We start from the raw sequence: 24,841 nt of genomic DNA, 5'->3' as shown, positions 1-24,841 counted from the left end.
TTTTTTATCATCAAGTATAATTGTAAGTTGATAAGTACCACAGTTGGTGAAAAGTAAAAAAACTCCCGCTTAATTAGTACTGTGAAACTTACATAATTAGAAAGTTCTTTTAAAACTCCCTTATGAGTAAACAGCCGCTTTTAAACCAAGAATATTGTAAAAGGAAGGTGGAAGCCCTTTATGCACTTAATAAACAAAATAGGGAAAAGCTTTTGGTATATCACTCCAATATCGCTGACCGACCGGCCTATACTAGGGATGGTGGTCGGCAATAACAAAACTTTAATGATTGATGCGGGCAACTCGGAAGACCATGCCAATTATTTTTTAGATGAACTTTTAAAAAGGGAGGTTCCGAACCCTGATATTGTAGTTCTTACTCATTGGCATTGGGATCATATTTTTGGTCTTTCAGCGTTACCTAATACAGTTTCTATCGCTTCCAAAGAAACAAAAAAAGAAATGGAGAAGCTCATCCCTTTTTCTTGGTCAGACGAGGCATTGGATGCGCGGGTAAAAGAAGGAATAGAAATTGAATTTTGCGCGAATGCAATAAAAGAGGAATTCAAAAATCACCGGGATATTAAGATTGTTTTGCCGGATGTAACGTTTGACAAGCGTGTGGAAATTGACCTTGGCGGGGTAACTTGCATTGTGCAATACGTTGGAGGCGATCACGCTGCAGACTCGGCAATCGTCTATATCGTAGAAGAAAAGATTCTCTTTCTTGCTGACTGCATTTATCCGAATATGTATGCCAAAAAAGTAAACTATACAATTAAAGAAACACTGCGGCTATTAGATGAATTGGAATCTTTTGATGCAGAGACATATATACCTTCGCATCAAAAGCCGATTACAAAAGAAGAATTTAAACAAGAAGCAGCCAAGCTTAGAACGATTGCGAAATACACAGAAATTTGCGGCGGGGATAAACAGAAAATGATGGAGGAATACAAAAAATACGTAAAAAGGGAACTTACAGAAGACGAAATGGAAACAATCGCTGACTTTGTAAATGGTTATTAAAAATCCCTGAGTCGAGCGGGGCTATTGTATGTTAATAAGGTTAATTAATAATGCAAAAGGCAGTGGCCGCCCCCACTGCCTTTTTGAGATAGATATAGTCTGCCACTTTTTTCTATACTGTTAAATCATTAATCAGTTTTTTTCTATAAAGTCTAGAATATCATTGAGGGATTGGTTGAGCTTTTCTGTGGTTATTGGCTTGAATAAATCGCCTTTTTCATCAATCCTTTTCTTTATGTTTAAAATGGAAAAATCGGCAGGTTGTATGCCTTTTTCCAACTCGGACCAGGACAGCGGGGCCGCTACGGTTGCGGATTGTTTGGCTCTAGGCGTGTATACAACTGGCATCGTTCTGCCTTTCCAAAGCTGCAAATAATCAAAATAAAGCTTGTCTCCTCTTTTTGAAACGACTCTTTCCATGGTAACCTGCTTGGGCATTTTTTCCTTAAAATAAATCGCAATAAAGGAAGTGATTTTTCTTGTTTGTTCGAATGTATAAAGGGGTTCGATCGGAACAAATACTTGCAGACCTGATGAACCTGACGTTCTAGGAACGGATTGCAGGCCGAGGGATTGAAGAAGTTCCTTCAGTTTGAGCGCCACCTCTATCGCCAGGTTAAAACTTTTATCATCTGGTGGATCTAAATCAAATACCATTTCCAAAGGGAAATCGGGCTTATCATGGCGGTCAAACGGGACGTGGAATTCGATTGCTCCGTAGTTTGCCGCCCAAACGAGAGTAGCAGTGTCATTTAATAGCATCCGTTCCTTGTTTTTATAGAAAATATGGCTGACCCAATCGGGTGCAGACTGGGGAACCGACCTTTTTTCGATTTTCTTGCCAGCGATGCCATGTGGGTAGAGCCAAACCATTAATAACCTGTCCTTTGCATGTTCGACCATATAGTGGGAGACATTTAGTAAATAGTGAATATAGTCGAGCTTTGTAATCCTTTGTTCCTCCCAAATGACCTTATCCGGGTGGGTGATTTCAATTTTTTTACCCTCGACAATTATTTCCTCCACCAGAATACCTCCCAGTTTTTTGTCTATATTTTCAATCGGTTTTGTTTAAACTATGTATTATTTACTAATTGGAGTGATACATCTGGAACCGATTTTACCGATGGAGCCAGCCAGCAGTTTGACAATCCCTTCCGGGGAAGAGTGGATTGCACAAGTAAAATGGGACGGCGTCAGGGTTCTTACCTATGCAGATGAGGGAGGAGTGCGTCTTTATAATCGCAAAAAGAATGAACGTACGATGCACTATCCGGAAATCACAAACATTGGTAAATATTGCGGCAGCCGTTCCGTCATTTTGGATGGTGAAGTGATTTCTTTAGGCGAGAATGGCAAGCCTTCTTTTCAACAGGTGATGAGGCGGGATGGTTTGAGAAATATGGATCGCATAAGGGGCGCTGCCGAAACTGTGCCAATTATCTATATGATTTTCGACATTGTCTACTTAAATGGTGAGTGGATTAATGACAAGCCGTTGCATGAAAGAACCGAACTATTGTCATCTATTATCACGCCGAATCAACATATACAGCTTGTGCCGTCAGTGAGCCAGACTGAAGGCTTATTTATTGCTATTAAGGAACAAGGGATGGAAGGCATTGTACTCAAAAGGACCGATTCTCCCTATGCAATTGGGAAGAAGAGGGATGATTGGCTCAAGGTGAAAAACTTCCAGGATGTCATCGCGGTCATTGGGGGTTTTACTCTAAGGCATAACACCGTTAATTCAATTTTACTTGGGTTATATGATTCTAAAGGAAAATTGCATTATGTCGGGCACACCGGGACGGGGAAAATGACAGTTGGCGACTGGAAAGAGCTTACGAAGGAATTAAAAGAGCTCGAAACCGAGAGTCTTCCTTTCGAAAAGATTCCGCAGCGCCATGCGGACGCCATCTGGGTACGGCCGGAGAAGACGGTAAAGATTAAATTTGCCGAATGGACAGAAGGTGGGGCATTAAGGCAGCCAAGTATTGAGGGATTTATTGAATATCCGCCCGAAGAGTGTTTGCTTGAAAAAGTTTAGGAAGCCAATTACCCTGTATAAGAGCTGTGAACCCTACCGTGCAATAAGACTGCCCTTTTAAATCACTATAGCTAAACATGCTCTATCGAACACATTAATTAGTGGAATAACAACATGATCCCTGCAGCTATTAATCCCCCACTTACTCCCGAACCTGTATTGCTGCAGGTTTCACTTCTCCCCACCCTCCTCTTCCGATAGCTTTAACACTAGTTTTTTAAGCTTTTTTAAGGAACGGGTTGTGTCCCTCCTTACCACAAACTCTATGAGCCAATCCGGTGAATTCTTTACTTGATGTGTATCTAGATGAAATCTGGAAACCATGCGTGTTCCGCCTGGGATATCTTCCATGATCCAAGTTCCTCCACCTGTGGGAACCAAAGGAGGTGAGACATTCTCAATCTTGAGGATGGATTGGAAAGGAGGTTGAAATTTCAGGAACTTTGCTTTTCCTATAGGCCTTAAAAAAAGCACCCTAAAATAGATGGTTACTTCAGCCCCTGTTTCCTGTACTCCATGTACAATATACTTGGATATCCGGACATCCCATTTATGGCGTAATAACGGGTCTTGAGCGACCTTCCACACAAATTCCCTCGGCGCAGGAATATCAGTTGAAAATTCGAATTTCATGCTATCACTCCTAAGCCATATAAATTTTTTGAAAATATTGTGCCCTTAGGTAATAAGCTTCGAAGATTTTCAATAATGTCCTAACAATTAAAGATATGTTGTCCATTTTCTTTCCTGCTGATTGCCCGTCGTACGTATTATGATTTATCGACATGAATGGAGCGTGGTAGTACTATTTTCTGGCTTATATAGTTGGTTATCATGCAAGAAAAAAGGATATCTGTCCCCAGTCATGGACAAATATCCTTTTCTAATTTTAATCTGAGTAAGAAATCTCTACGATTTTATTACGATTAATGTGGTGGAATATCACCTTCAATAGCATCGCGTTCTTGTGGTGTGATGAAATAATGATGGATATCATAGTGAGGAACTTCAAATCCTTCATGGCCGTGTTCTTGAAATTCAATATTTGTATGGTCAATTCCAGGTGAAGGGAGCCCTTTCATACCATCTAAATCGACTATACTTTCCCCTTTAGTAAACACTTCCTGTGCTGGCATTTGCTCAATAAACACCAGTTTTCCTTTTTCAACCCCGTAAATAGGCCCCAATGGCATGTTTGATGGAATAGCCCAATGTTCGCCCATTTTCGGTACACTTGGAGTAAGTTTCATCACGCCCTTTGGCAAGACCAATAAATAAACAGAACCATCTTCTTTAGTTGCCATTGCTGTATAACCAGCAGCTTCGACTGAATTAGCTAAATCATCAAAAGAAGCAACGTAGCCTTCTTTGAAGTTGTTAATATTGATTGTTTGATTTTCAAATGTAACTGTTTTTTTGTTGTGATTGAGTGTATACGCCTGGTTTAATGTACTGAAAAACGCTTCAACATCTACAAAAACGTCACCTTTTTTCTGATGGTTATAAGGCGAATACACTTTCACCCCGTTGATTTCTACCTTTGGCGAAGGTGTGGAGGCACTAACGGAAAAAACAACGATCAGGGACAAAACGAGAAACATACCGGCAAACATTTTCTTCATTTTTACAATTCCCCTCCAAAATAGTATTGAGAACAGAATGGGTTCTTAATAAAGATAAAACACTTACCTTTAAGAGAACAACAAGAAGTTCTCGACACTTTATTTTTGGTGGAATCATCATATGTGTTTAATTTCCAATAAAGTAGTTTTCTTACTAAAAAGTGCCAGATCCCACCTCGTTTTGCCGATTCCTTCGACATAATTCGGGTGGTGCCTGGCACTGTTCGTATTATTTGCTAATAATTTCATAATTCTAAAAGAATAAAATGGTCAATATGTAGTTATCAAATGTATCACAAAAATTGTAAATTGACTGAACAATATAATTATTATATTATTCTACTATTGTACTTTTTCCATAATACAAACATTATTAACATCTTAGAGAAAGCGAAGTGATTTCTATGTCCCAAATGTTGGCATTCGTTATTATAGTAGGCATCCTCTTGTTAGGGGAACTAGTTGCAGTACGAACAAAAGCCTGGGTACCGTCCATGTTTGTGTGTGCGGTCCTATTCCTCGCCGGTTATTGGACGTTTTTCCCGGAAGACATCGTATCCATAGCTGGTGTACCGCCGATTGTTGCAACGCTGATGATGTATTTACTCATAACGAATATGGGTACATTGCTATCCCTGAAAGAATTAAAAAATCAGTGGAAAACCATCGTGATTGCCCTTTTTGGAATTCTTGGCATTATTGCTATTTTAATGACAATTGGAAGTCTTATTTTTGGATTTAAGACAGTCGTTGTTGCAATACCTCCATTAGTGGGTGGAGTCGTATCCGCTTTGATCATGTCCGAGGGTGCAAAGGAAGCAGGACTTGTTTCCCTTTCCGTTTTTGCTATCGTCATTTATGTTGTGCAGGGATTTGCCGGTTATCCAATCACCTCGATCGTATTGAAAAAAGAGGGGCAAAGGCTGTTAAAGTTATACCGCGGCGGTCAAATGACGGCCATTAACGAAAAGGAAACTGAACAAGCAGAAGGTGGAGCCGCTAAAGCAGCCACTCAACCAGAGCTTAAACTTTTTAAAAACTTGCCTGAGAAATACAACACGGATTTCTTTAAAATCTTTAGGCTGGCATTCGTTGGTTTTCTTGCCTATCTGGTTTCAACCGTAGCAGCACCGGTTGTTTCCATTAGCCCGTTCGTTCTTTGTTTAGTTTTTGGGGTTATTGCCTCAAGCGTAGGATTTTTGGAAAAACAAGTATTACAAAAAGCCAATGGCTTTGGACTAGCCCTAATGGTACTCATGCTGTTTATTTTTGACGGCCTTAAACAAGCGACACCAAGTATGATGCTTGAAATTCTATTTCCGCTGATCGGCACAATCATTTTGGCCGTTATCGGAATGTATATATTCTCCTTTATCGCAGGAAAAATGTTAAAAGTGAGCAAGTATATGGCGTTCGCTGTGTCATTAACCGCCTTGTATGGCTTCCCGGCTGACTACATTATTACCAACGAAGTCATAAAGTCGTTAACAGATGATGAAAAAGAAAGAGAAATGCTGACAAGCCATATGCTTCCGCCGATGCTTGTTGGTGGTTTTATAACGGTTACGATTGTATCGGTAATCCTGGCAGGCATCTTTGTTGGATTCTTGTAATAGCTAATTTCAGGGGAAAACAATGAGAGGCTTAAAGGACGTATTGATAAACAAATTGATAAACAAATTAATGCTTCAAGCCAATCCACCCGCAACCCGGGAATATCGGCGACCCGTTGGATTTTTAGCAAAAGGGTTTGCAGGCGCGTAAACAAACAGCAAAGACATTAACGGAGGCAAAATAAGAATGATCCATACAAAAATAAAAGAAGCGATTCAAGGATACAATGATGAATTAATCGAGTTGCGCAGGAAGTTCCACAGTGAACCGGAATTATCGTTTGAGGAATATAAGACAACAGCGTTTGTTTGTGGCTATCTTGAAAATTTGGGAATCTCCTACCGTAAGACGGAACCAACAGGGGTTATAGCGACCATCGAAGGCGGAAAGCCAGGAAAAACTGTTGCGTTACGAGCGGATATGGATGCCCTGACGGTTGAAGAATTAAATAAGGACCTGCCATATGCATCAAAAGAAGATGGGAAAATGCATGCATGTGGACATGATGCCCATACGGCAATGTTATTAATTGCCGCAAAAGCACTGAATGATGTAAAGGAAGAATTGCCAGGCAATGTCCGTTTGATTTTCCAGCCAGCCGAGGAAGTCGCGGCTGGAGCGAAAGTCATGGTCGAACAAGGAGCAATGGACGGAGTGGATAATGTTTTCGGCATCCATATTTGGTCACAAATGCCGACAGGAACGGTTTCCTGTACCCCAGGGCCATCCTTCGCGTCGGCAGATTTATTTACTGTAACTTTTAGAGGCAGGGGCGGCCATGGGGCAATGCCGCACGATTGTATTGATGCTGCGATTGTTGCTTCATCCTTTGTCATGAATGTTCAATCAGTGGTTTCAAGGACGGTTGACCCCCAGCAGCCAGCTGTGTTAACTGTCGGAAAAATGTCCGTCGGGACGCGGTTCAATGTCATTGCCGAAAATGCTGTTATTGAGGGAACTGTCCGCTGTTTCGACCCTGCAGTAAGGGACCATATTCAGCAGCAATTAAGTCAATATGCAGAACAAGTGGCAGCGACTTACGGGGCAACAGCGAAGGTAGAATATACCCGTGGCACCCAGGCGGTTATCAACGATGAAGAAAGTGCAGTACTCGTTCAAAAAACAGCAGTAGAAGCATTTGGCGCCGAGGTTACCTATCACGAAAAGCCAACAATGGGCGGCGAGGACTTCAGCGAATACATGATGAAAGCTCCTGGCAGCTTCGCCCTCGTAGGCAGCGGCAACCCGGATAAAGACACACAATGGGCTCACCACCATGGCAAATTCAACATCGATGAAGATGCCCTCGCAACTGGCGCAGAGCTCTACGCACAATATGCCTGGGCATACTTGAACGAATAAAGCATTGAATCGTAAAAAAAAAGAGTGTCAGTAACCGAACTTGAATATTTGTCTGAGTAGGAGGATACCCTTTTTCCTATTTTCCGGACAGCTTTTTAAATTGAGCCAGCTAGAGGAATAGCTGGCCATTTTTTTTGTTTAAAATCTCACTTCACTTTTTTAAAAGTAGCTATATGTATGACTCAATCTCTTTCTAATCAATTATTAATCTTTCTCTCAAAATATATTAGCTTTTGACAGGTACATTACAGTTAATCATAATTTCAAGGAGGAATTTACATGAAGATTGTAATAGTACCATCGGGCTTTAAGGAGTGTCTGGATGCAGAAGATGTTGCAATTGCGATGGCTCGCGGGGTAAGGCGGTTTGATGAGGAGATAGATGTTGAAGTTGTGCCGATGATTGATGGAGGGGAAGGATTTGCAAAAACAATTGTAAGCTTAAAGTCTGGCGAGTTAATACATAAAGAGGTTACAGGACCGGTTGGAGAGAAAATCACAAGTCACTTTGGAGTTTTTACTGAAAATAATAAACGGACCGCTGTAATTGAAATGGCAGCGGTAGCGGGGTTAAAGCTTGTTCCTAGAGACAAAAGAAACCCGTTGAAAACCACTACATACGGGGTGGGTGAATTGATTCTAGCAGCTCTTGACCTTGGTGTTGACTCTATTCTTATAGGCTGTGGGGATTCCGGCACATCTGATGGAGGCTCAGGGATGGCCCAGGCACTTGGCGTAAAGTTTTTTGATCAAAATCATGAGCAATTGTTTATCCAGGGTGGGGAAGATTTGTTAAAAGTCGCCCATATAGATACTGCCAATCTAGATAAACGATTAGCAGATGTTCCAGTTGATGTTGCTTGCAATTGGAAAAATGTGCTTTGCGGGGAAAAAGGGGTAGCACGAGTCTTTGGGCCGCAAAAAGGCGCAACTCCACAACAAGTAGAAAAATTATCGGCGGCATTAGAGCACTATGCCGCACTAATCTATAAAGAATGTTCACTTGATGTCAGATTTATGCCAGGAAGCGGTGCATCCGGCGGCCTCGGGGCAGGGCTGGTTGCTTTTGCAGGTGCAACTCTTCATTCAAGGTTCCGAATTATTAAAGATTATATTAATATCGAAGAAAAAATCTCAGGTGCCGATATAGTCCTCACAGCAGAAGGCAGTATTGATTTCCAAACTCCGAACGGAAAAATTCCTGCTGAAGTAGCGAGAATTGCGAAAAAGTACCACATTCCGGTTATTGCGATTACAGGGACGATTGGCAGGGGTGCGGACTTGAACTACAAGGCAGGTATCGATGCATATTTAAGTATCATTCAAAAGCCGACAACATTGGAAAAGGCAATCAGCAATGCGCCACAATGGATTGAAGATAGTATTGAAGCAGTTCTTCGCCAAGTTAGTATAGGACTTCAAATTGCTAGAAGAAAAACTGTATAGAAGAGGTGGTGGAATCGATGATTTCGAGATTGGAAAAACAGAAGCCAAAATACGGCTTTGTAGCTGCTCTAGTCGACAGATTTTCAACCGCTGCCTTGGGAATCATTAGTGCACATGTTTTCTACTTGATGATTATATCCTCAGCTTCCCAGTTGGATTACGCTGCCAAGGTTTCTCTTTTTGCTTTCTTATCTGCCATGACATTATGGATTGCGACAAAAATTTCCGCGGGATGGGTGGCGGTCTCTCTCCTTGTATTTATTGTTTTGTTTAAAGCGGGAAAGCCGGAGATCCTCTATCATTCTCTTTCAGAGGAAATTGTCTGGCTGATGGTTGGCTCTTTTATCATCGGTGAAGCGGTCAAAAAATCCGGGCTTGCAATGCGTTTTAGTGATTCCATATTAAAATACTCCAGCAGCAAGAATAGAGTACTTTTCGGTGTCACAACAGCTTTATTTACCTCCGCTTTTTTTATCCCGTCTACTTCCGGAAGGGCCGCTCTATCCATGCCTATGTTAAAACAATTAGGAACCAAATTCACTGCTAAGGAACAAAGTGTTCTCGCGATTATCGCACCTGTCGTTATTCTGATGAGTACATCCGCAACATTAATAGGGGCAGGATCCCACCTAATTGGAATCGGATTATTGGAAAAAACGGTCGGACAGTCCATTTCCTTTGTTCAATGGCTCATTTGGGGAGTACCATTTGCGCTAGTTGTTACCTTTATTTCAGTGTTTATTATAAAATTGATGTTATGGCCGAAAGAAGCATCGCAGGAATTTGAAACAAGACAGTGCAGTAACACTACCCTAGAGAAAAAGCCTTTGGAAAAAAACGAAAAAAAGACATTGGCCATCATTTTCTTTTTGATGGCCGGCTGGCTGTCTGAAAGTATACATGGTTATGATACCGCTTTTATCACAATATTTGGCTCAGTGCTTGTTATGCTGCCGAAATACGGAGTGATTTCTTGGAAACAAGGAATCAAGGCAGTATCATGGAATTTGATTCTATTTGTAGCCGCAGCAACAGCACTCGGGCAGGTTTTGGTCGAAAATGGTGTTGTCTCTTGGATTGAGAAAGGAATGTTTGGCATCCTCCACCTGTTTGGCGAAGCACCTGATTGGCTCGTTATAACGATTATTTTACTCGTAACCGTCACAAGCCATTTATATATTACTTCCCATACAACCAGGGCAATTGTCTTTATTCCGAGTTTCATATTGTTCAGCCAAAGCATCGGAATGAACGCAGTTACGGCCGTTTTTTTATGTTTAATTGGAATGAATTACTGCATAACGGTACCTGTCAGTTCGAAAGCATTGTTGCTTTTTTATGAAGAGGGAGAGATTTCCTACGATGCGAAGCAGCTAGCCAAAGTCAGCTTTGTTTTAGCGCCGATTTACATCCTTGTCATGCTGCTATTTTATTTTACTTACTGGCAGTGGACGGGAATGCATTTATAGGTGAGGTGGTATACATGTCTGAACACATATTAATTATTGAAGATGATGATAAAATCGCCCGAATTATTCAACTTGAATTGGAGTTTGAGGGCTATAAAGTCAGTATTGCCCATACAGGCCGGGAGGGTATGCGCATGGTAGAAAATAAAAATATTGATTTGGTCATTTTGGATGTTATGATTCCGGAATTAAATGGAATGGAAGTATTAAGACGTATCCGCCAGGAAAATAACAAAATTATCATCATTATGCTAACAGCACGAAGCTCAGTTTATGACAAAGTAAACGGCCTTGATTTGGGAGCTAACGATTATATGACGAAACCGTTTGAAATCGAAGAATTGCTCGCTCGAATCCGTACCAACCTTCGTTTTAAGCCAAAGGGTGAATCTTCAATAGAAAACGCCATACAAAAGATAGGCGCGATTGAAATTGATACAAATACGAGAGAAGTATCTAAATGGGGAACTTTAGTAGAATTAACGCCGAGGGAGTATGACTTGCTGCTTTATTTGGTGACGAATAAAAACCGGGCGCTGGAACGTGAACAGATTTTAGCAGAGGTTTGGGGCTATGACTATTATGGAGACACGAACATTGTAGATGTATATATCCGCTATTTAAGAAAAAAATTAACTGACTCGAAAGAAGAGTCATTTATTCAGACTGTCCGCTCAGTCGGTTATATGATTAAGGATTAACGCAATGAGCTTGCAAACAAGAATACAGTTATTTACAACCGTTGTATTAATCGTGCTGTTGCTTGCTGCCAATACAAGCATTTATTTTATTTTCAAAAATACAAGTATTTCATCAGAATTGAACCGATTATCGAATAAATCCACTCATATCCTTATGGAAATGAACGAGAAGCCGGACATTTCAATGGAAGCGATGCTGCAAGCCTATTTACTAAGTGATGGACTCATTCGAACGGTTGATAAAAATGAATCAAACCCGTCCATTCAAGTTTTTACTGACAATGCCTATCGAAAAATTCCTTCCAGCTTTCATGATAAATATTTTGAGGGAGTCCTAAAATATGGCGATTCAATATTCGCGATTGTCTCCGTTCCGGCAGTTAATGAAAATGGTGAAATTATCAGCCTGCAGTTAATAGAAAATATAGACCTGCTGTATGAAAAGATACAGGATTTAAAATGGGTGTTAGTGATCACAACCATTGTGGTGATTATTATTTTGTATGCGACAAGCGGTTTTGTAGGAAGGCTTATATTATTGCCAATACAAAGGTTAACGACTACGATGAACACCATTGAAATGAGAGGATCATTCGAAAAGATTCATGTTGAATCTAAATCAAAGGATGAAATGAATAAAATGGCTATGACGTTTAACCGGATGATGACTAAGCTGGAGGATAGCTATTTAAAGCAGGAACAATTTGTTTCTGATGCTTCCCATGAACTGAAAACGCCTTTAACGGTGATCGATAGCTACATAAAAATGTTAAAGCGATGGGGGAAAGAGAGACCGGATATGCTGGAAGAAGCTATCCATGCCATTGAATCTGAATCACGCAGGATGAAATATTTAACTGAGCAGCTTTTGCAATTGGCAAAAGTAGAAGAAGCGGTTGAATATGAAAAAGAAGTGGTCGATGTTGCTGCAATTGTTGAACGCACAATTAGGCGGCTTGAGGCGACGTTTAAACATACCATTCACTTTATCAATCACTCTGGCTACAGTTATGTAAAAGCAAACGAACAAAGCTTCGTGCAGGTACTTGTCATTTTGCTTGATAATGCCAATAAATACAGTGATGACGATATAACGGTGGAAATCACAGAAAATAACGGGCATGTGAGGATCGCAGTGAAAGACAGAGGGGTGGGAATCCCGGAAAGCGCACAAGCTTATGTGTTTGATAGAATGTTCCGGGTCGATAAAACGAGAAGCCGTGAAACGGGCGGAACAGGGCTTGGCTTATCGATTGCAAGAAAGATTGTAGAGCAGCATGATGGCCAAATTATACTTGAAAGTGTCGAAGGGGTGGGATCGAATTTTATTGTCATCCTTCCAAAGTTGGAGGTATAGGAAGATGAAAGTTAAGCTTTTTTTGATAGGGTTTATCATATTCGGGCTCTTGTTTTCATCGTTTCAACTTTTTATTAATGACCAATCAACCGAACTTTCTAAAAGGTCAGCCCAGGATATAGCAGTCAATCTCTATGGGGGAAAGGTTATTGACACCAAAGAGAATAATGGAAATTATGAAATGACACTCGAAAATAATAAGGGAATTTATTATTTAGTTGTTGATGGAAAAACCAAAAAGGTAAAAAATATTAAACTTATTGAGAAAAAAGAATCCAATTTGACCATTAAAGAAGCAAAAGTAAAAATTGAGGGCGAGATGAAAGGGAAAGTAAAGCAGATAGAAAAAGTTGTCAAGGATGGAAAGGCTATCGCGAATGCTATAGTAGAGAAAGAAAATAAAAAATACAGAGTGGAATTTGATATGTCTGGCAAAAAGGTTGTTGCTACTAGTGAAATCCCCGAAAATATTGGAGACGGCGGACAATATCAAAATGAAGAGAACTCAGAAGCGATATATGAACAGAGGGCAAAAGAAATTGCTTTACAGCAAGGTCCTGGTACCGTTACAAATATTGCAAAGGTTATGATGAAAAATGGAGAGCATTACAAAGTAACCATTGATAGCGTGAACGAAGTTGCTCATGTATATGTTCATTCAGATACAGGTAGGGTGTCCTCTGTATCATCCATTCCGAAAAAACAGACATTTGATGAGGATGATGATGAGGACGATGAAAACGATGAAAACGACGATATTGATGACGATGATTAATATACTGCCGCCAGCTTGGCAGAGTTAGCTTATTGAAAAAAGATGAAGCCAATTAGCCCTTTATTAGAGCTAATTCAGGCTTCACCTTTTTTTAAAGAATCATTCCTGCGTTGCAGCAAGTACCATTCCTACCCATTTAGACCCTCTCAGCGCGGCCCTACTCTAACCCATAGTAGCCGCACACAACATAGCCAACAGACTTTGCCGCGACGATTAGCGCGTCTTCATCAATATCAAATTTCGGATTGTGATTGAAGTAAGGCTTTTCAACCCCTTTTGGCGTAGCGCCAATGTAAAAGAAACATCCAGGGATTTTTTCCAAATAGTAGGCAAAGTCTTCGGATGGTGACATCATTGGATATTCAATAACCTCCTTAATATCCGGGTCATTCGCGGCTTCAAGGCTTGCTTTCACTACCTCCGTAATTTCTGGATCGTTATACAATGGCGGGTAATCAGATGTATAGGTTAGCTCACATTTGACACCAAACTCTGTTTCGATTCCACTTGCAATACGGTGGACTTCCTTCTCAATGATCTCCTTTGCTTCCATACTTATATAGCGAATGTCACCCTCAAGCTCAACCCGATCCTTAATGACATTAAAGGTACCTTTGCCATCAAAGGAACCTATTGTAATAACTCCCATATCAAACGGATTTAAACGGCGGCTAATAATCGTTTGTACAGCTGTGACAAAATAGGAACCGGCAACAATTGCATCGTTTGCCATGTGCGGTGAAGAACCGTGGCCGCCAACTCCTTGGATCCCCAATTTTAAATACGATCTCCCGGCCATCGAAAAGCCACTGTGATAACCAACAACACCCGATGGATTCATTGGTAGCAGGTGAATCCCGAAAATATTGTCGAGGTCGTCGAGCGCCCCTGACTCGACAATGCTTTTTGCACCGCCTGGCGGTACTTCTTCCGCGTGCTGATGAATGATTTTGATAGTCCCAGGTATTTGATCCTTCAGTTGGATCAGGCAATCAGCAAGAATCATTAAGTAAGCAGTGTGGCCATCATGGCCGCAAGCATGCATAACGCCTTCATTTTTTGATTTATATGGAAGCCCGGTTTCTTCCACAATTGGAAGCGCATCGAAATCAGCCCGAAGGCCAATCGTTTTTCCAGGCTTTCCGCCTTTAATTGTCACGATAATCCCATAACCATTTCCAACATTGGTTTGGACTTCAACATCTTTCCCTTTATAAAAATCGGCAATATATTGAGATGTTTTTTCTTCTTTAAAAGATAACTCGGGATTTTCATGCAAGTAACGGCGGATTTCAATCATTTCTTCTTTACGTGCTTCTAACATCTCCATTAATTGTTTTTTCATGATAGTATCTTCCTTTCGCTTAGTCCTTACTTAAGCCCATAATAGCTGCAAACGACTTGTCCAACCGATTTCGCTGCTACAAGAAGACAGTCTTCATCGATATCGAATTTCGGGTGATGATTAAAGTAAGCATTCTCCACTCCCTTTGGTTTACAGCCGATGAAAAAGAAGCAGCCAGGGATTTTTTCGAGATAGTAGGCAAAATCCTCGGACCCAGAGAGCATTGGATATTCGCCAACTTCCTTAATGTCCGGGTCATTCGCGCTTTCAAGAGCGGCAACGACATCGGCGGTTACTGTAGGGTCATTGTATAGTGGCGGATAATCAGCTGTATAGGAAAGATCGCATTGTACATCAAATTCCACTTCGATTCCTTTGACAATTCGGTGCACTTCTTCGGAGATTAGCTGCTGATTTTCCACCGTCATGTAACGGACATCCCCTTCAAGCTCTACACTGTCCTTAATCACGTTGAAGGTTCCTTTCCCATCGAATGATCCAATCGTAATAACTCCGTGATCAAAAGGATTCAAGCGGCGGCTAATAACGGTTTGTATGGCCGTAACAAAATGGGCGGCGGCGACAATCGCATCATTGGCCATATGTGGCGAGGAACCATGCCCGCCAACTCCTTGAATGACAAGTTTGAAAAAGGACCTTCCTGCAAGCGAATACCCGCTATGGTAACCAACAAAACCAGCAGGATGGGTCGGGAAAATATGGATGCCATAAATATTATCCACATCATCCAGCACGCCTGATTCAACAATACTTTTTGCACCGCCGGGAGGTGCCTCTTCAGCATGCTGGTGAATAATTTTAATCGTGCCGGGAAGTTTGTCTTTTAATTGAATTAAACAGTCTGCCAAAACAAGTAGGTAAGCAGTATGGGCATCATGGCCACAAGCATGCATGACGCCTTCATTTTTAGATTTAAAAGGGACATCTGTCTCTTCCACAATGGGAAGGGCGTCAAAATCGGCACGAAGAGCAATCGTTTTCCCCGGCTTCCCGCCTTTGATTGTTACGATGATTCCATAACCGTTCCCAACATTTCGCTGGATATCGACATCCTTGCCGTTGTAAAAATCGGCAATATATTGCGCTGTTTTTTCCTCTTTAAAAGACAACTCGGGGTGTTCATGCAAATAACGGCGAATTTGAACCATTTCTTCTTTTCGCGCTTGTAACATTTCCATTAATTCCTTTTGCATAGCAATCGTCTCCTTTTCCCCTTATTTCAATAGTTGCAACTCTAGGTGTGGAAGGCGGAAACAAAATAAGAAACTGTTCCTAAAACGGACTAACGATTTGCGAAAGACGCCGCTCATAGAAGTTATTCCGTAACTGGTGTTGGTTGTCCTTTCGGCTGGGGCGATTTATCCCCGCCCTGATTTTTGGGGATAAACATCATAATGGAAATTAATGAAAGAATGGCAAAAACTACGTTTGTGATAATACCCGCTGTTGCCGCAGCATCTACTGATTTTATCGCGCTATATACAGCTGTTGAAAGAGCGACTCCGAAAGACCCGCCAAGAGAACTTGCCATTTTATAAAGTCCGGAAGCTTCCCCAATTTTATTAGATGGTGCACTCGAAACAGCCGTATCTGTAGATGGAGTTGCGTACATGCCAAGCCCAATTCCGAAAACAGCAAATCCAATGAAAACGATGACCGTATAGATGAAATCTGGTAAGAATGTTAATCCCATGACCGCGACACCAATGGTTGTTAAGATTGCACCCCAAATCATCGGAGTTCTCGCACCGGTTCTTTGCAAAATTTTCTCACCCACACGAATCATCCCCAATACTGCAACTAAATAGCCAATTGACAGCATGCCTGATTGAAAGGCTGTAAACCCGCGGCCGACCTGGACATAAGTATTTGCAATCACAAGCGTACCGGCTACGGCATTTAATAAGAAGTTTGAATACGTTGCCCCGGCGTACGGTTTATTTTTAAATAGCGAGAAATCAATAAGTGGATGATCCATCTTTTTCTCCACTCTTACGAAAACAAATAAACCAATTAGAAAGACAACCACAAGACCTAATGTTAAAGGACTTGTCCAGCCAAAATCCTTACCGCGTGTAATGACAAGATTTAACGCAAGCATCGAAATGATAAAAATGGCCAACCCACTATAGTCAAACTTGAATGCTCCTGAATCTTCACCTTTACTTTCCGGCGTATCTTTAATCAGCCACATAGCAAGAAGGGCGAAAATAATGGAAAAAATGAAAATCCATTTCCAGCCCATATAGGTTGCAATCGCTCCGCCGGCAAAGGAACAAACCCCGGAACCGCCCCAGGAACCAATGGACCAATAGCTCAACGCACGCTGGCGTTCAGCCCCTTCAAAATACTCTTTCATTAACGCAATCGTTGCGGGCATGATACACGCAGCTGAAATCCCTTGAATGACCCGTCCGATAATCAGGAGCACAGCCCCGTTAGCGAGGATTAAACAGAGTGAACCAATGACGCTTAATACTAATCCCAAATTGGTAATTTTCTTCCGGCCAACCTTATCGGCAAGACCACCAGCTGCAACGATAAACATCCCCGAGAATAACGCGGTCAAACTTATGCCAACATTGATCATACCCAATGAAATGCCTAGATCCTTTTGAACCGCTGGAACGACGTTAACCATTGCTTGGGCAAACAGCCAAAATGTAATTACCCCAAACACAATTCCGGTAATCAACTTGTTGGTCCCTTTATAACCTGTTTCCATTGAAAGCCTCCTAGATGTTTAGTTGCTAAAAGTATTTTTTTGAAGAAATCCTACGGGATAGTATTTGAAATAGGCATCTTTTTCATGCAATTTTGGGTTCGCATAATCGTTAGTTTCCAACGCTCACCATTCTTCCAGGCGGCCTAAAAATAAAAAAAGAGATTGGAGGTTATCCAATCTCTGTAAACAACTTCGATATTCATTCTGCCGATTGTTGAAATGTTCATATGCCGCGCATCCCAATCATGAATGAAGACATCCTTAAAGGTAGTACTGGAAGGATTTTTGAAAGGAAGTAAATATAAAACAGTGGGGGAAGCAGGAGCAAATAGGATGCAAAAAGGCTTAAATGGTAAAAAAATGCTGCAGCCAGTTGCGCTGCAGCATGATGAATGTTAGTTATTTGAATATCGTTGAGATAACTTGTTCGTAAGACATGGAAGTGTCCACGACAAAAACTCCGGGGCGCAGCTTGTTCATTAACCCTTTCTTCTCGATATCCTTTGAGAAAGCAAAGGCATCCTTGACAATTCCTGCTTCAACGAGCATTCTTCCAACATTGATGCTGGTCATGCCATCCGTAACATTAATAATCACTTTGGTGACAGGTTTGTCAGTAGATTTGTTTTCTGGCGGTGCCGGTTGCTTTTGGGCTGCAGCCTTAGCATCCGCTACGGACTGGTCGTATTCCGCTTTCGTTTGCACGACATAGCCTTTCGTTTCAAGCTTGTTTTTTATCTCGGCCTCGGATAATTCAACTTTTACGGTTTTACTCGAAGCCTTTGGAGTGTCGGCAGTAAAGTAAACAGCTGAGCAAATCGCTGTTGTTAGGAGCATTCCGGCAGCAAAGCTGCTTAATAAGTTAATTTTCACCGGCAACTTTTCTCCCTTCGACCTTCACTTTCTGATAAGGAGCGAGCATTTTTTGAATGGTACCTGGAGCGACGTTTTTCATTTCTGCAATACTATCAATTGAATATTTTCGCTCGTATAAGTCAAGAACTTCTCGCATGAAAAGCCTTTCTTCAGAGGACAGCCGTATTCCCGCTTCCTTCATGAACACTTCCTGGTCTAGCTCAATGTTTCGAATGGATGATTGAAGAGCATTGATTTCTTCCATTAAAGAAATATGAATCTGGTCAATTTGGTTGTGTTGAGCCTTTGCTGCACGAGTTGATTTCAGAATAGAAACAATGAGTAGTATAGCCGATATGACAAATAATCCGGCAAATGTCCATTCCATCAATCATACCTCCTTCTCAGTTGTATGTAGATTCACAAGTTCTTATTATACAGGGAATTAAGGTATTTTTCATTATTAATCCCAAAAGTTAAATCGATAGGATAAAGCAGAATGAAAGCGTAGGGCCTTATATTTAAGGTATGAGTATTAACAAGATACCAATACGAATCGATGATGCAGAAGCCTCAAAATGGTAAAATGAGGAGAAACGGTTTGAACGGGAATTTTTAGAATTGAAGGGAAGTGGCATTATTGAGGTATCCAGTTATCGAAACGAGGCGCTTACATTTAAGAGAGCTGACCCTGGATGATACAGAGGCGGTATTCATCCATTTTTCAGATCCGCTTGTAGTTGAATTCATGGATATTGAGGTGTGTAGAAGCCGGGAAGAGGCTGCCGAAATTATTTTATTTCACATGCAGGATAGCGGATGCCGGTATGGAATGTTTCTTAAAGGAACAGGAGAATTAGTGGGTACATGTGGGTTTCATTGTTGGAATCGGTCCAAAGACAAATCGAAAGCCGAAATTGGTTTTGATGTAGGTTCTGCACATTGGAGAAAAGGATATATGTTGGAATCGGTTCAGCCCATTATCCAACTGGGGTTTACACAAATGGAATTGGACTATATTGAAGCAACGACTGAACTAGACAATATACCTTCACAGCAATTATTGAAAAAGCTTGGCTTTAGCCAGTCCGCAGAGCTAGTCGATCAGCTGGTGTATTTTACATTAAACAGGACAGAAAATCCCATGTAGTAAGGCCAGTTTTCATAAGATTAAAATGGAGTTGCGCGCTTGAAATAAATCTTCAAGTGCTTTTATTTATCCATTTATAGGAAACATTTATTATTTTTACTCGTATACCATACATACGAATAGGAGGGGGTCCAATGTTTACTGAAATGAATGCAAAACTGGTTGCGATAAAAGGAGAATTGCGTAAAGACCTTAAATACCGGGTACAGATGGCGGATTATGAGCAGGAACTTGCACGGATTGAGGAAAGGATTGCCCAGCTGCAAAACCAGCTTGAATCGGAGCAACTTGATGTTGTGAAGCTTGAACGTCTCAGTTTATCCAATTTGCTCGCAACACTGGCAGGCACGAAGGATACCAAACTGAAAACAGAAAGACAAGAAATGATTGCTGCACAGCTTAAGTTAGTGGAAGCCCGGGAAACAAAAGAAGCCATTGATAAAGAAATACGCTTGCTCTGTGAAAAACAGCAAAAGCTTGATTCTTCAAAACTTGAATATCAGCAACTTCTCGAGCAGAAGGAAACGATGATCAAAGAGAGCACATCGCCTTTTGCCGCCAAACTTTTTGAATTGATTGAATCGGAAGGGGAGCTTACATCAAGCCTAGCCGAATTAAAAGAGGCGATTGATGCTGGAAGAAATGTCAAAGGTGCCCTTGTTGATGCACTGGAATCACTCGATCGCGCCGGAGCATGGGGACACTTCGATTTGTTTGGCGGGGGTGCCATATCAGCAATTAAAAAACATCAGCATATCGATAATGCCCAAGAAAACCTTTTTCGGGCGCAGACAAGTTTGCGCAGATTTCAAAAGGAATTAATGGATGTAAAAGAGGAGGCATTCTTAAAGATCAACGTTTCGGGAACGTTAAAGTTCGCCGACTTTTTCTTCGATGGTCTCATTGTCGATTATTTCATTCAAAACAAAATAACTGAAATGGTCTACGAAACAAGGAATCACAAACAAAAGGTGTCTGAAGTTTTAACAAAGCTAGATAAAAAGTACATAGAAGTTCTGAAACAGCTTGAAACAGTTCAACAGGAAAAGCGGGAAATCGTGGAGAATTTATAAAAAAAGATTCTTACTCTTAATAGAATGGGTGAAACGATGAAACCAGTTTTCTACATTGTTTTATTAATCATTGCAGTCCTCATATTCTATTTCATTAAAAATACAATGAATTCAAATAGAGTAAATGAGGATGCCCAAAAAGAAAGCTCATTAAGAAAACCAGTAGACGCACGTGTTTTTGATGCCAAACCCGATATGCCAGTGGGCTTTGGCTATAAGTCGCAATGGTATGCTGTTAAAACTGAAAATACGGATGAAGTTGCTAAAGAATTGAATTTAACAAGTATCCAGGCTGCCAATTGGGCCACAGGGATGTGGGGCGCGCAAGAAGACTACTATTTTGTTACTCCACCGGTGAGGGGCTGGACTATCGTGGTTAATTCGTTCATGCCGGATATATCAGATTCCACAGACGATGGCCCATTGAAAACCATCCAATATCTAAGCAGAAAATATGGCGAGGCGTATTATTTTGGGACTCATCGGGTTGTTGACTATCATGCTTGGGCAAAAGCAATTAATGGTGAAATCGTCAGGGCATACGGTTATTTGGGCGAAAGCGGCGAGACCTTAATCAACCAGGGCAAACTCACCTCGGAGGAGCTAATACATAATTACGTGTACACTGAATTGGATCATGAGGAGCCTATTTTACCAGATGAGGAGCATGTACTAACCTTATCAAAGGAATGGGCAATTGACCCGCTTATGGAGTATGAAGGCCTGAATTCTGGAGTTGGATTGGTCGGGGAGAAAGTAAAGCCGGCAAGTTAACTTTAAAGAAGTGATAAATTTCCGATGTTCCTCGAATCCACCAAATACAAATTGAAAATAGGCAGGTGGCTGTTCATGATTGCTCAAGAGGGACATTGTATATTCATTTTGTACGTAAGCGACCAAGAGAGGGCCAAATCATTTTATGAGAGCCTGTTTGGTATAGAACCGATTTTGGATGTTCCGGGAATGACCGAATTTGTACTAACTCCTAAAGTAATCCTGGGAATTATGCCGGAAAAAGGGATTGTTAAAATCCTCGAAGGGAAAATTCCGAATCCGGAAACAGCGAGTGGTGTCCCGCGCAGTGAAATCTATTTATATGTAGATAGCCCCGATGATTATTATACTAAATTGATTCAAGCGGGAGGGCGCGGGATAAGCCGAGCTTTCGTAAGATCATGGGGAGATACTGTTTCATATGGTATGGACCTGGATGGCCATATACTGGCATTTGCAAAAAAACATGAATGACTTTGCTTGGGGGCAAACCTTACAACTTATTGCTTGATGAGATTACTTACGAGTTCAGGTAGGAATGGCATGTAAAACATACGGATTAGATAAAAACCCTGGTCCCGATTATATGATCAATCGGAGAAAGCCTGTAGGAGTGAAAAATATGGCTATATTTAATAAATTCAGGAAGAAAGATGATTATATTGAGGAAATAAAGGCTAAAGTGGGTTGCGATTGTTTGTTGATTGAAGAGAAAGATGCAAATAGTATTATGGCAAAGTACCTTGAAGCTCTTAAAGAGGGCGAAAAACAAGGGTATACGCCACTTATAATTATCCCTTCAGCGATGATGGTAGATATCTTTGAAACAGAGGGTGATAAAGGATACTCGCCGGGTAGCCGAGATTCTATTATAGAGAAAGCAAAGGATATAGATGCAAAAGATTTGTTAAAGAGGATGCTCGACGAGGTAATGCCCCTTGAAGAAGACTATGATATCACTGGCGAGTTTTCAATAGAGGACCAGATAGGCCATTTTCTTTCAATTGAAAAAGGTATAAATAAGAAAATAATTATCGCAAAAATTCCAACGTCTAAACCTTGGGAGGTAGCTGCTTGGGTTCCGATGGGGGGATTTAATGAGTGCCCTATGCCAGAGGAGCAAGTAGCAATATTCCAACACTGGTTCGAAAAATACGGAGCTATTCCTGCTTTAGTTGATGTGGATGTATGGGAATTAGTGGTCAAAAACCCTCCTAAGACACAGGAGGAATCTGTAGAACTCGCTTGGGAACAATTTGGATTTTGCAGTGATATCGTTTGGCAAGGGGTTGGAACAGTAAATGCTCTAGCAGGAACACTTATAAATTCATCAACATGGTATTTTTGGTGGGATTAACGCGAGAGATACGTTTAGGGCTATCTTATTTAAGGTGATGAGTTCATTACCGAAAGAACGAAAGAATGTAATTAATCCAAACAAATACAAAAAGTACCCTATAAGCATACTCTAAGGTCTAATGCTATAGGGTACTTTTTTAGAGAAGGTACTCTTTAAATAATTCGGCTAGCTAGTTAACGACTTTAATGTAAAAATAGATATCCTGTCCGGCTTTTTTCGGTTCAGCCATGAGCTTATAGCCGTGTTTGACAGCTTCTTCCGGAACACTTCGAAAGGATTGCGGGCAATCAGCAATGACTTGCAAGACTTCCCCAATTTTCATCGTTTTTAGCGCATCCAGCGCATAAATGACAGGGTAGGGTCAAGGCTCCCCGCGAATGTCGAGGGTATAATTGACATCAATTACTTGTGACATGGATTAAGCCTCCTTTGTAACGTGAGAAGTCCGTTTTTCTGATTGTAGATGTTTGATTCCTGATCCGTAGCGGAATCGCTTTTCCCACCAATTTGATAGTAAGAACCAGGCAGCAAGCATGGCCAACGTTCCAAACAAAGCTCCCATTGGCCCCCATTGCTCGACCAGATTCACTTTTGGCCAATTTTCGGCAAGGGCATTGTAGATACCGAGATGATCCCAGCCGTAAGCGAGCAGTGTGGCGCCAACAATATTTCCCGCACCTACTACCCAGTATAACACTTGGCCTTCCATAGCGCGGTACATCATGCCGGTCTCACAGCCACCAGCCAGAACGATGCCAAACCCGAATAGCAGTCCGCCGAGTGCTGTACTAGGGGCAGCGACTTTAATTAGGGCAGCAGAGCCACTTTGTAAATAGAAGAACGTAACGACAACGCTAATCATCATCCCAACTGCAATCGCCTTTGACATCACCGCGCGGCCGCTGATCCATAAATCACGAAATGCCGAAGTGAAACAAATTTGTCCACGTTCAATCAAAATTCCAAATAAGGCCCCGGCAATACAGGCGACTGCCAGCATGAATTTTCCCGCTGCAAAAAAGTAAATAACAAGGCCTGTATAAAGGCACGCAAAGAGTAAACCCAGGACCGGCTGGATATTCCTTTTTTGTACGTGCTCAGTGACAACTGGATTAGGCGTCCCTTTCATCAAGGTTGGTTTGCCCCGCCACCATTTCGTATTCACGACTTTCACTCCAAAAAAAGTTCCAATGGCCGTCGTAACCATAAAGATCCAGGAATGAAACGAGAACTGTGGAACACCTGTGAAAAATGCTGCTAAATTACAGCCAAGCGCTAGGCGAGCGCCAAAGCCAGCAATAATTCCCCCAGCAAAGCCTTGTGTCAGACGCCTCTTTTGTTTCGGTACACGGATTTTAAAACTGTTGCTTAATAAAATGGTAATAAGTCCGCCAACAAGCATTCCAATGACAATCCAGCCGTCTGTCCGTGTGATGGGAGTCCCCTGCATACCAACCAAATCAAAATAAGCCCAGTCCGATACATTCACTCCGAACCCCTCGAGGACGTGCCCGCCTAATCGGGTAAATTCACCAGTAACCGCCCAAACCGTACCAGTAATCCCGAAATACAAGGCGCTAACAAGGCCTGCAATCCCGATTGCCACATAGGGATTCCAATATTCTTTGAATATTTTTGAATATAGATTCATGAGATCTACCTCTTTCTTTTAAAAACCCAACGAACAAATGATAAAAGCATCCCTGTGGAATGATTTAGAATTGATCCCTACGAATCTAGTGTGTTCTAGGGATGTAAAAAATTTCATTTACTTCTTAATATAACGGTAATTTAAATTTGAATCCAATATGATTTATCGATAGGTTGGATGATTAAGCATCGAAAAGATAAATAATGGAAAGGAGGCCAGTTCAGAAGCTGTTAGGTAGAATGCAGACCATCCTAGGGAAATTACGGATGTGATAAAATGGAAGAAACATAACTAACGTTTAGGGTCTGGCATTTTATATGTATGAGCTTTTCAAAACAAAAATATAGACGTTTCGCCGTCATCTTTTTTGATTAAAAGGAGGGACACCGTCTGAAGAAATCGCTCTATTTGGTGGTAGCAGCAACCGTATTACTAATCGGAATATTAGCATGGTGGACAGCA

Annotated in this window: 24 protein-coding genes; 14 read left to right on the top strand and 10 right to left on the bottom strand. The window is 41.3% G+C overall.

The annotated features are described in order from the left end of the window. The first annotated feature begins 180 nt into the window (after nt 1-180). On the top strand, nt 181-1,029 hold the full coding sequence (locus RB160_RS20235; protein ID WP_316572258.1) for an MBL fold metallo-hydrolase: 849 nt from the start codon (nt 181-183) through the stop codon (nt 1,027-1,029). A gap of 132 nt (nt 1,030-1,161) precedes the next feature. Here RB160_RS20235 and ligD (RB160_RS20230) read toward each other — a convergent pair whose 3' ends face one another. Then, nucleotides 1,162-2,055: a non-homologous end-joining DNA ligase gene (ligD, locus tag RB160_RS20230; protein WP_316572257.1), complete on the bottom strand. Its 894-nt coding sequence runs from the start codon at nt 2,053-2,055 to the stop codon at nt 1,162-1,164. A gap of 100 nt (nt 2,056-2,155) precedes the next feature. Here ligD (RB160_RS20230) and ligD (RB160_RS20225) point away from each other — a divergent pair, with 100 nt between their 5' ends. Next, the gene (gene ligD, locus RB160_RS20225; RefSeq protein ID WP_316572256.1) at nt 2,156-3,079 is read left to right on the top strand and encodes a non-homologous end-joining DNA ligase; all 924 of its coding nucleotides are present in this window, start codon (nt 2,156-2,158) and stop codon (nt 3,077-3,079) included. Nucleotides 3,080-3,250: 171 nt separating this feature from the next. Here ligD (RB160_RS20225) and RB160_RS20220 read toward each other — a convergent pair whose 3' ends face one another. Together RB160_RS20220 and RB160_RS20215 are read right to left on the bottom strand one after the other, a co-directional pair. Beyond that, nucleotides 3,251-3,712: an SRPBCC family protein gene (locus RB160_RS20220; RefSeq protein ID WP_316572255.1), complete on the bottom strand. Its 462-nt coding sequence runs from the start codon at nt 3,710-3,712 to the stop codon at nt 3,251-3,253. Between the two features lie 293 nt (nt 3,713-4,005). Next, nucleotides 4,006-4,701, bottom strand: coding sequence for a hypothetical protein (locus RB160_RS20215; RefSeq protein ID WP_316572254.1), 696 nt, complete (start codon nt 4,699-4,701; stop codon nt 4,006-4,008). A gap of 404 nt (nt 4,702-5,105) precedes the next feature. On the opposite strand from RB160_RS20215, the gene RB160_RS20210 reads away from it, so the two are divergent. From RB160_RS20210 to RB160_RS20180, 7 genes are all read left to right on the top strand, one after another. Beyond that, nucleotides 5,106-6,314 carry a hypothetical protein gene (locus RB160_RS20210; RefSeq protein WP_316572253.1) on the top strand — a complete coding sequence of 403 codons (1,209 nt, stop codon included), beginning with the start codon at nt 5,106-5,108 and terminating at the stop codon, nt 6,312-6,314. 187 nt (nt 6,315-6,501) lie between these two features. Further along, nucleotides 6,502-7,677, top strand: coding sequence for a M20 family metallopeptidase (locus tag RB160_RS20205; RefSeq protein WP_316572252.1), 1,176 nt, complete (start codon nt 6,502-6,504; stop codon nt 7,675-7,677). Nucleotides 7,678-7,956: 279 nt separating this feature from the next. Continuing rightward, nucleotides 7,957-9,123 carry a glycerate kinase family protein gene (locus RB160_RS20200; RefSeq protein WP_316572251.1) on the top strand — a complete coding sequence of 389 codons (1,167 nt, stop codon included), beginning with the start codon at nt 7,957-7,959 and terminating at the stop codon, nt 9,121-9,123. Between the two features lie 17 nt (nt 9,124-9,140). Then, nucleotides 9,141-10,592 carry an SLC13 family permease gene (locus RB160_RS20195; protein ID WP_316572250.1) on the top strand — a complete coding sequence of 484 codons (1,452 nt, stop codon included), beginning with the start codon at nt 9,141-9,143 and terminating at the stop codon, nt 10,590-10,592. A 14-nt stretch (nt 10,593-10,606) separates the two neighbouring features. Next, nucleotides 10,607-11,293: a response regulator transcription factor gene (locus RB160_RS20190; protein WP_316572249.1), complete on the top strand. Its 687-nt coding sequence runs from the start codon at nt 10,607-10,609 to the stop codon at nt 11,291-11,293. A 4-nt stretch (nt 11,294-11,297) separates the two neighbouring features. Further along, entirely contained in the window at nt 11,298-12,650 is a 1,353-nt protein-coding gene (locus tag RB160_RS20185; RefSeq protein ID WP_316572248.1) for a sensor histidine kinase, read from the top strand. A 4-nt stretch (nt 12,651-12,654) separates the two neighbouring features. After that, on the top strand, nt 12,655-13,425 hold the full coding sequence (locus RB160_RS20180) for a hypothetical protein (protein WP_316572247.1): 771 nt from the start codon (nt 12,655-12,657) through the stop codon (nt 13,423-13,425). A 157-nt stretch (nt 13,426-13,582) separates the two neighbouring features. On the opposite strand, the gene RB160_RS20175 is transcribed toward RB160_RS20180, so the two are convergent. From RB160_RS20175 to RB160_RS20155, 5 genes are all read right to left on the bottom strand, one after another. Beyond that, entirely contained in the window at nt 13,583-14,770 is a 1,188-nt protein-coding gene (locus RB160_RS20175) for a M20 family metallopeptidase (RefSeq protein ID WP_316572246.1), read from the bottom strand. 26 nt (nt 14,771-14,796) lie between these two features. Beyond that, nucleotides 14,797-15,984, bottom strand: a complete 1,188-nt coding sequence (locus RB160_RS20170; protein WP_316572245.1) for a M20 family metallopeptidase — start codon at nt 15,982-15,984, stop codon at nt 14,797-14,799. A 122-nt stretch (nt 15,985-16,106) separates the two neighbouring features. After that, entirely contained in the window at nt 16,107-17,516 is a 1,410-nt protein-coding gene (locus tag RB160_RS20165; RefSeq protein ID WP_316572244.1) for an MFS transporter, read from the bottom strand. A 399-nt stretch (nt 17,517-17,915) separates the two neighbouring features. After that, nucleotides 17,916-18,389, bottom strand: a complete 474-nt coding sequence (locus RB160_RS20160; protein WP_316572243.1) for an aminodeoxychorismate lyase — start codon at nt 18,387-18,389, stop codon at nt 17,916-17,918. Beyond that, nucleotides 18,379-18,759 (bottom strand): hypothetical protein, encoded by a 381-nt coding sequence (locus tag RB160_RS20155; RefSeq protein WP_316572242.1) that lies wholly within the window; start codon nt 18,757-18,759, stop codon nt 18,379-18,381. The genes RB160_RS20160 and RB160_RS20155 overlap by 11 nt, the downstream gene beginning before the upstream one ends. 243 nt (nt 18,760-19,002) lie before the next feature. On the opposite strand from RB160_RS20155, the gene RB160_RS20150 reads away from it, so the two are divergent. The 5 genes from RB160_RS20150 (at nt 19,003) to RB160_RS20130 (ending at nt 22,725) form a co-directional block, all read left to right on the top strand. After that, complete coding sequence (locus RB160_RS20150; protein ID WP_316572241.1) at nt 19,003-19,521, top strand: GNAT family N-acetyltransferase; 519 nt, start codon at nt 19,003-19,005, stop codon at nt 19,519-19,521. A gap of 134 nt (nt 19,522-19,655) precedes the next feature. Continuing rightward, nucleotides 19,656-20,594 carry a coiled-coil domain-containing protein gene (locus RB160_RS20145; protein WP_316572240.1) on the top strand — a complete coding sequence of 313 codons (939 nt, stop codon included), beginning with the start codon at nt 19,656-19,658 and terminating at the stop codon, nt 20,592-20,594. A 36-nt stretch (nt 20,595-20,630) separates the two neighbouring features. Next, nucleotides 20,631-21,368 (top strand): hypothetical protein, encoded by a 738-nt coding sequence (locus RB160_RS20140; RefSeq protein WP_316572239.1) that lies wholly within the window; start codon nt 20,631-20,633, stop codon nt 21,366-21,368. 75 nt (nt 21,369-21,443) lie between these two features. Beyond that, a complete protein-coding gene (locus RB160_RS20135) occupies nt 21,444-21,842 on the top strand; it encodes a VOC family protein (protein ID WP_316572238.1) in 399 nt (132 codons plus the stop codon). A 148-nt stretch (nt 21,843-21,990) separates the two neighbouring features. Beyond that, nucleotides 21,991-22,725, top strand: coding sequence for a DUF4253 domain-containing protein (locus tag RB160_RS20130; RefSeq protein ID WP_316572237.1), 735 nt, complete (start codon nt 21,991-21,993; stop codon nt 22,723-22,725). 172 nt (nt 22,726-22,897) lie between these two features. Here the strand turns inward: RB160_RS20130 and RB160_RS20125 are convergent, their stop codons facing one another. Together RB160_RS20125 and yedE are read right to left on the bottom strand one after the other, a co-directional pair. After that, nucleotides 22,898-23,077, bottom strand: coding sequence for a sulfurtransferase TusA family protein (locus RB160_RS20125; RefSeq protein ID WP_316572315.1), 180 nt, complete (start codon nt 23,075-23,077; stop codon nt 22,898-22,900). 69 nt (nt 23,078-23,146) lie between these two features. Then, nucleotides 23,147-24,379, bottom strand: coding sequence for a selenium metabolism membrane protein YedE/FdhT (gene yedE / locus RB160_RS20120; RefSeq protein ID WP_316572236.1), 1,233 nt, complete (start codon nt 24,377-24,379; stop codon nt 23,147-23,149). Nucleotides 24,380-24,841 lie beyond the last annotated feature (462 nt).

The sequence above is a fragment of the Neobacillus sp. YIM B06451 genome (genome assembly GCF_032667185.1).
Classification (GTDB): Bacteria; Bacillota; Bacilli; order Bacillales; family Cytobacillaceae; genus Bacillus_D.
The sequence above is the reverse complement of the archived record's forward strand: the minus strand, read 5'-3'. Positions and strand labels throughout refer to the sequence as shown.

Excerpts from the sequence above, each read along its gene's own strand:
- RB160_RS20155 (WP_316572242.1), bottom strand. The coding sequence starts at position 18,759 with ATGGAATGGACATTTGCCGGATTATTTGTCATATCGGCTATACTACTC.
- RB160_RS20235 (WP_316572258.1), top strand. The coding sequence starts at position 181 with ATGCACTTAATAAACAAAATAGGGAAAAGCTTTTGGTATATCACTCCA.
- RB160_RS20165 (WP_316572244.1), bottom strand. The coding sequence starts at position 17,516 with ATGGAAACAGGTTATAAAGGGACCAACAAGTTGATTACCGGAATTGTG.
- RB160_RS20140 (WP_316572239.1), top strand. The coding sequence starts at position 20,631 with ATGAAACCAGTTTTCTACATTGTTTTATTAATCATTGCAGTCCTCATA.
- RB160_RS20145 (WP_316572240.1), top strand. The coding sequence starts at position 19,656 with ATGTTTACTGAAATGAATGCAAAACTGGTTGCGATAAAAGGAGAATTG.
- RB160_RS20210 (WP_316572253.1), top strand. The coding sequence starts at position 5,106 with ATGTCCCAAATGTTGGCATTCGTTATTATAGTAGGCATCCTCTTGTTA.
- RB160_RS20170 (WP_316572245.1), bottom strand. The coding sequence starts at position 15,984 with ATGCAAAAGGAATTAATGGAAATGTTACAAGCGCGAAAAGAAGAAATG.
- RB160_RS20185 (WP_316572248.1), top strand. The coding sequence starts at position 11,298 with ATGAGCTTGCAAACAAGAATACAGTTATTTACAACCGTTGTATTAATC.
- RB160_RS20215 (WP_316572254.1), bottom strand. The coding sequence starts at position 4,701 with ATGAAGAAAATGTTTGCCGGTATGTTTCTCGTTTTGTCCCTGATCGTT.
- RB160_RS20130 (WP_316572237.1), top strand. The coding sequence starts at position 21,991 with ATGGCTATATTTAATAAATTCAGGAAGAAAGATGATTATATTGAGGAA.
- RB160_RS20195 (WP_316572250.1), top strand. The coding sequence starts at position 9,141 with ATGATTTCGAGATTGGAAAAACAGAAGCCAAAATACGGCTTTGTAGCT.
- RB160_RS20190 (WP_316572249.1), top strand. The coding sequence starts at position 10,607 with ATGTCTGAACACATATTAATTATTGAAGATGATGATAAAATCGCCCGA.
- RB160_RS20180 (WP_316572247.1), top strand. The coding sequence starts at position 12,655 with ATGAAAGTTAAGCTTTTTTTGATAGGGTTTATCATATTCGGGCTCTTG.
- RB160_RS20220 (WP_316572255.1), bottom strand. The coding sequence starts at position 3,712 with ATGAAATTCGAATTTTCAACTGATATTCCTGCGCCGAGGGAATTTGTG.
- ligD (WP_316572256.1), top strand. The coding sequence starts at position 2,156 with ATGGAGCCAGCCAGCAGTTTGACAATCCCTTCCGGGGAAGAGTGGATT.
- RB160_RS20205 (WP_316572252.1), top strand. The coding sequence starts at position 6,502 with ATGATCCATACAAAAATAAAAGAAGCGATTCAAGGATACAATGATGAA.
- yedE (WP_316572236.1), bottom strand. The coding sequence starts at position 24,379 with ATGAATCTATATTCAAAAATATTCAAAGAATATTGGAATCCCTATGTG.
- RB160_RS20200 (WP_316572251.1), top strand. The coding sequence starts at position 7,957 with ATGAAGATTGTAATAGTACCATCGGGCTTTAAGGAGTGTCTGGATGCA.
- RB160_RS20135 (WP_316572238.1), top strand. The coding sequence starts at position 21,444 with ATGATTGCTCAAGAGGGACATTGTATATTCATTTTGTACGTAAGCGAC.
- RB160_RS20175 (WP_316572246.1), bottom strand. The coding sequence starts at position 14,770 with ATGAAAAAACAATTAATGGAGATGTTAGAAGCACGTAAAGAAGAAATG.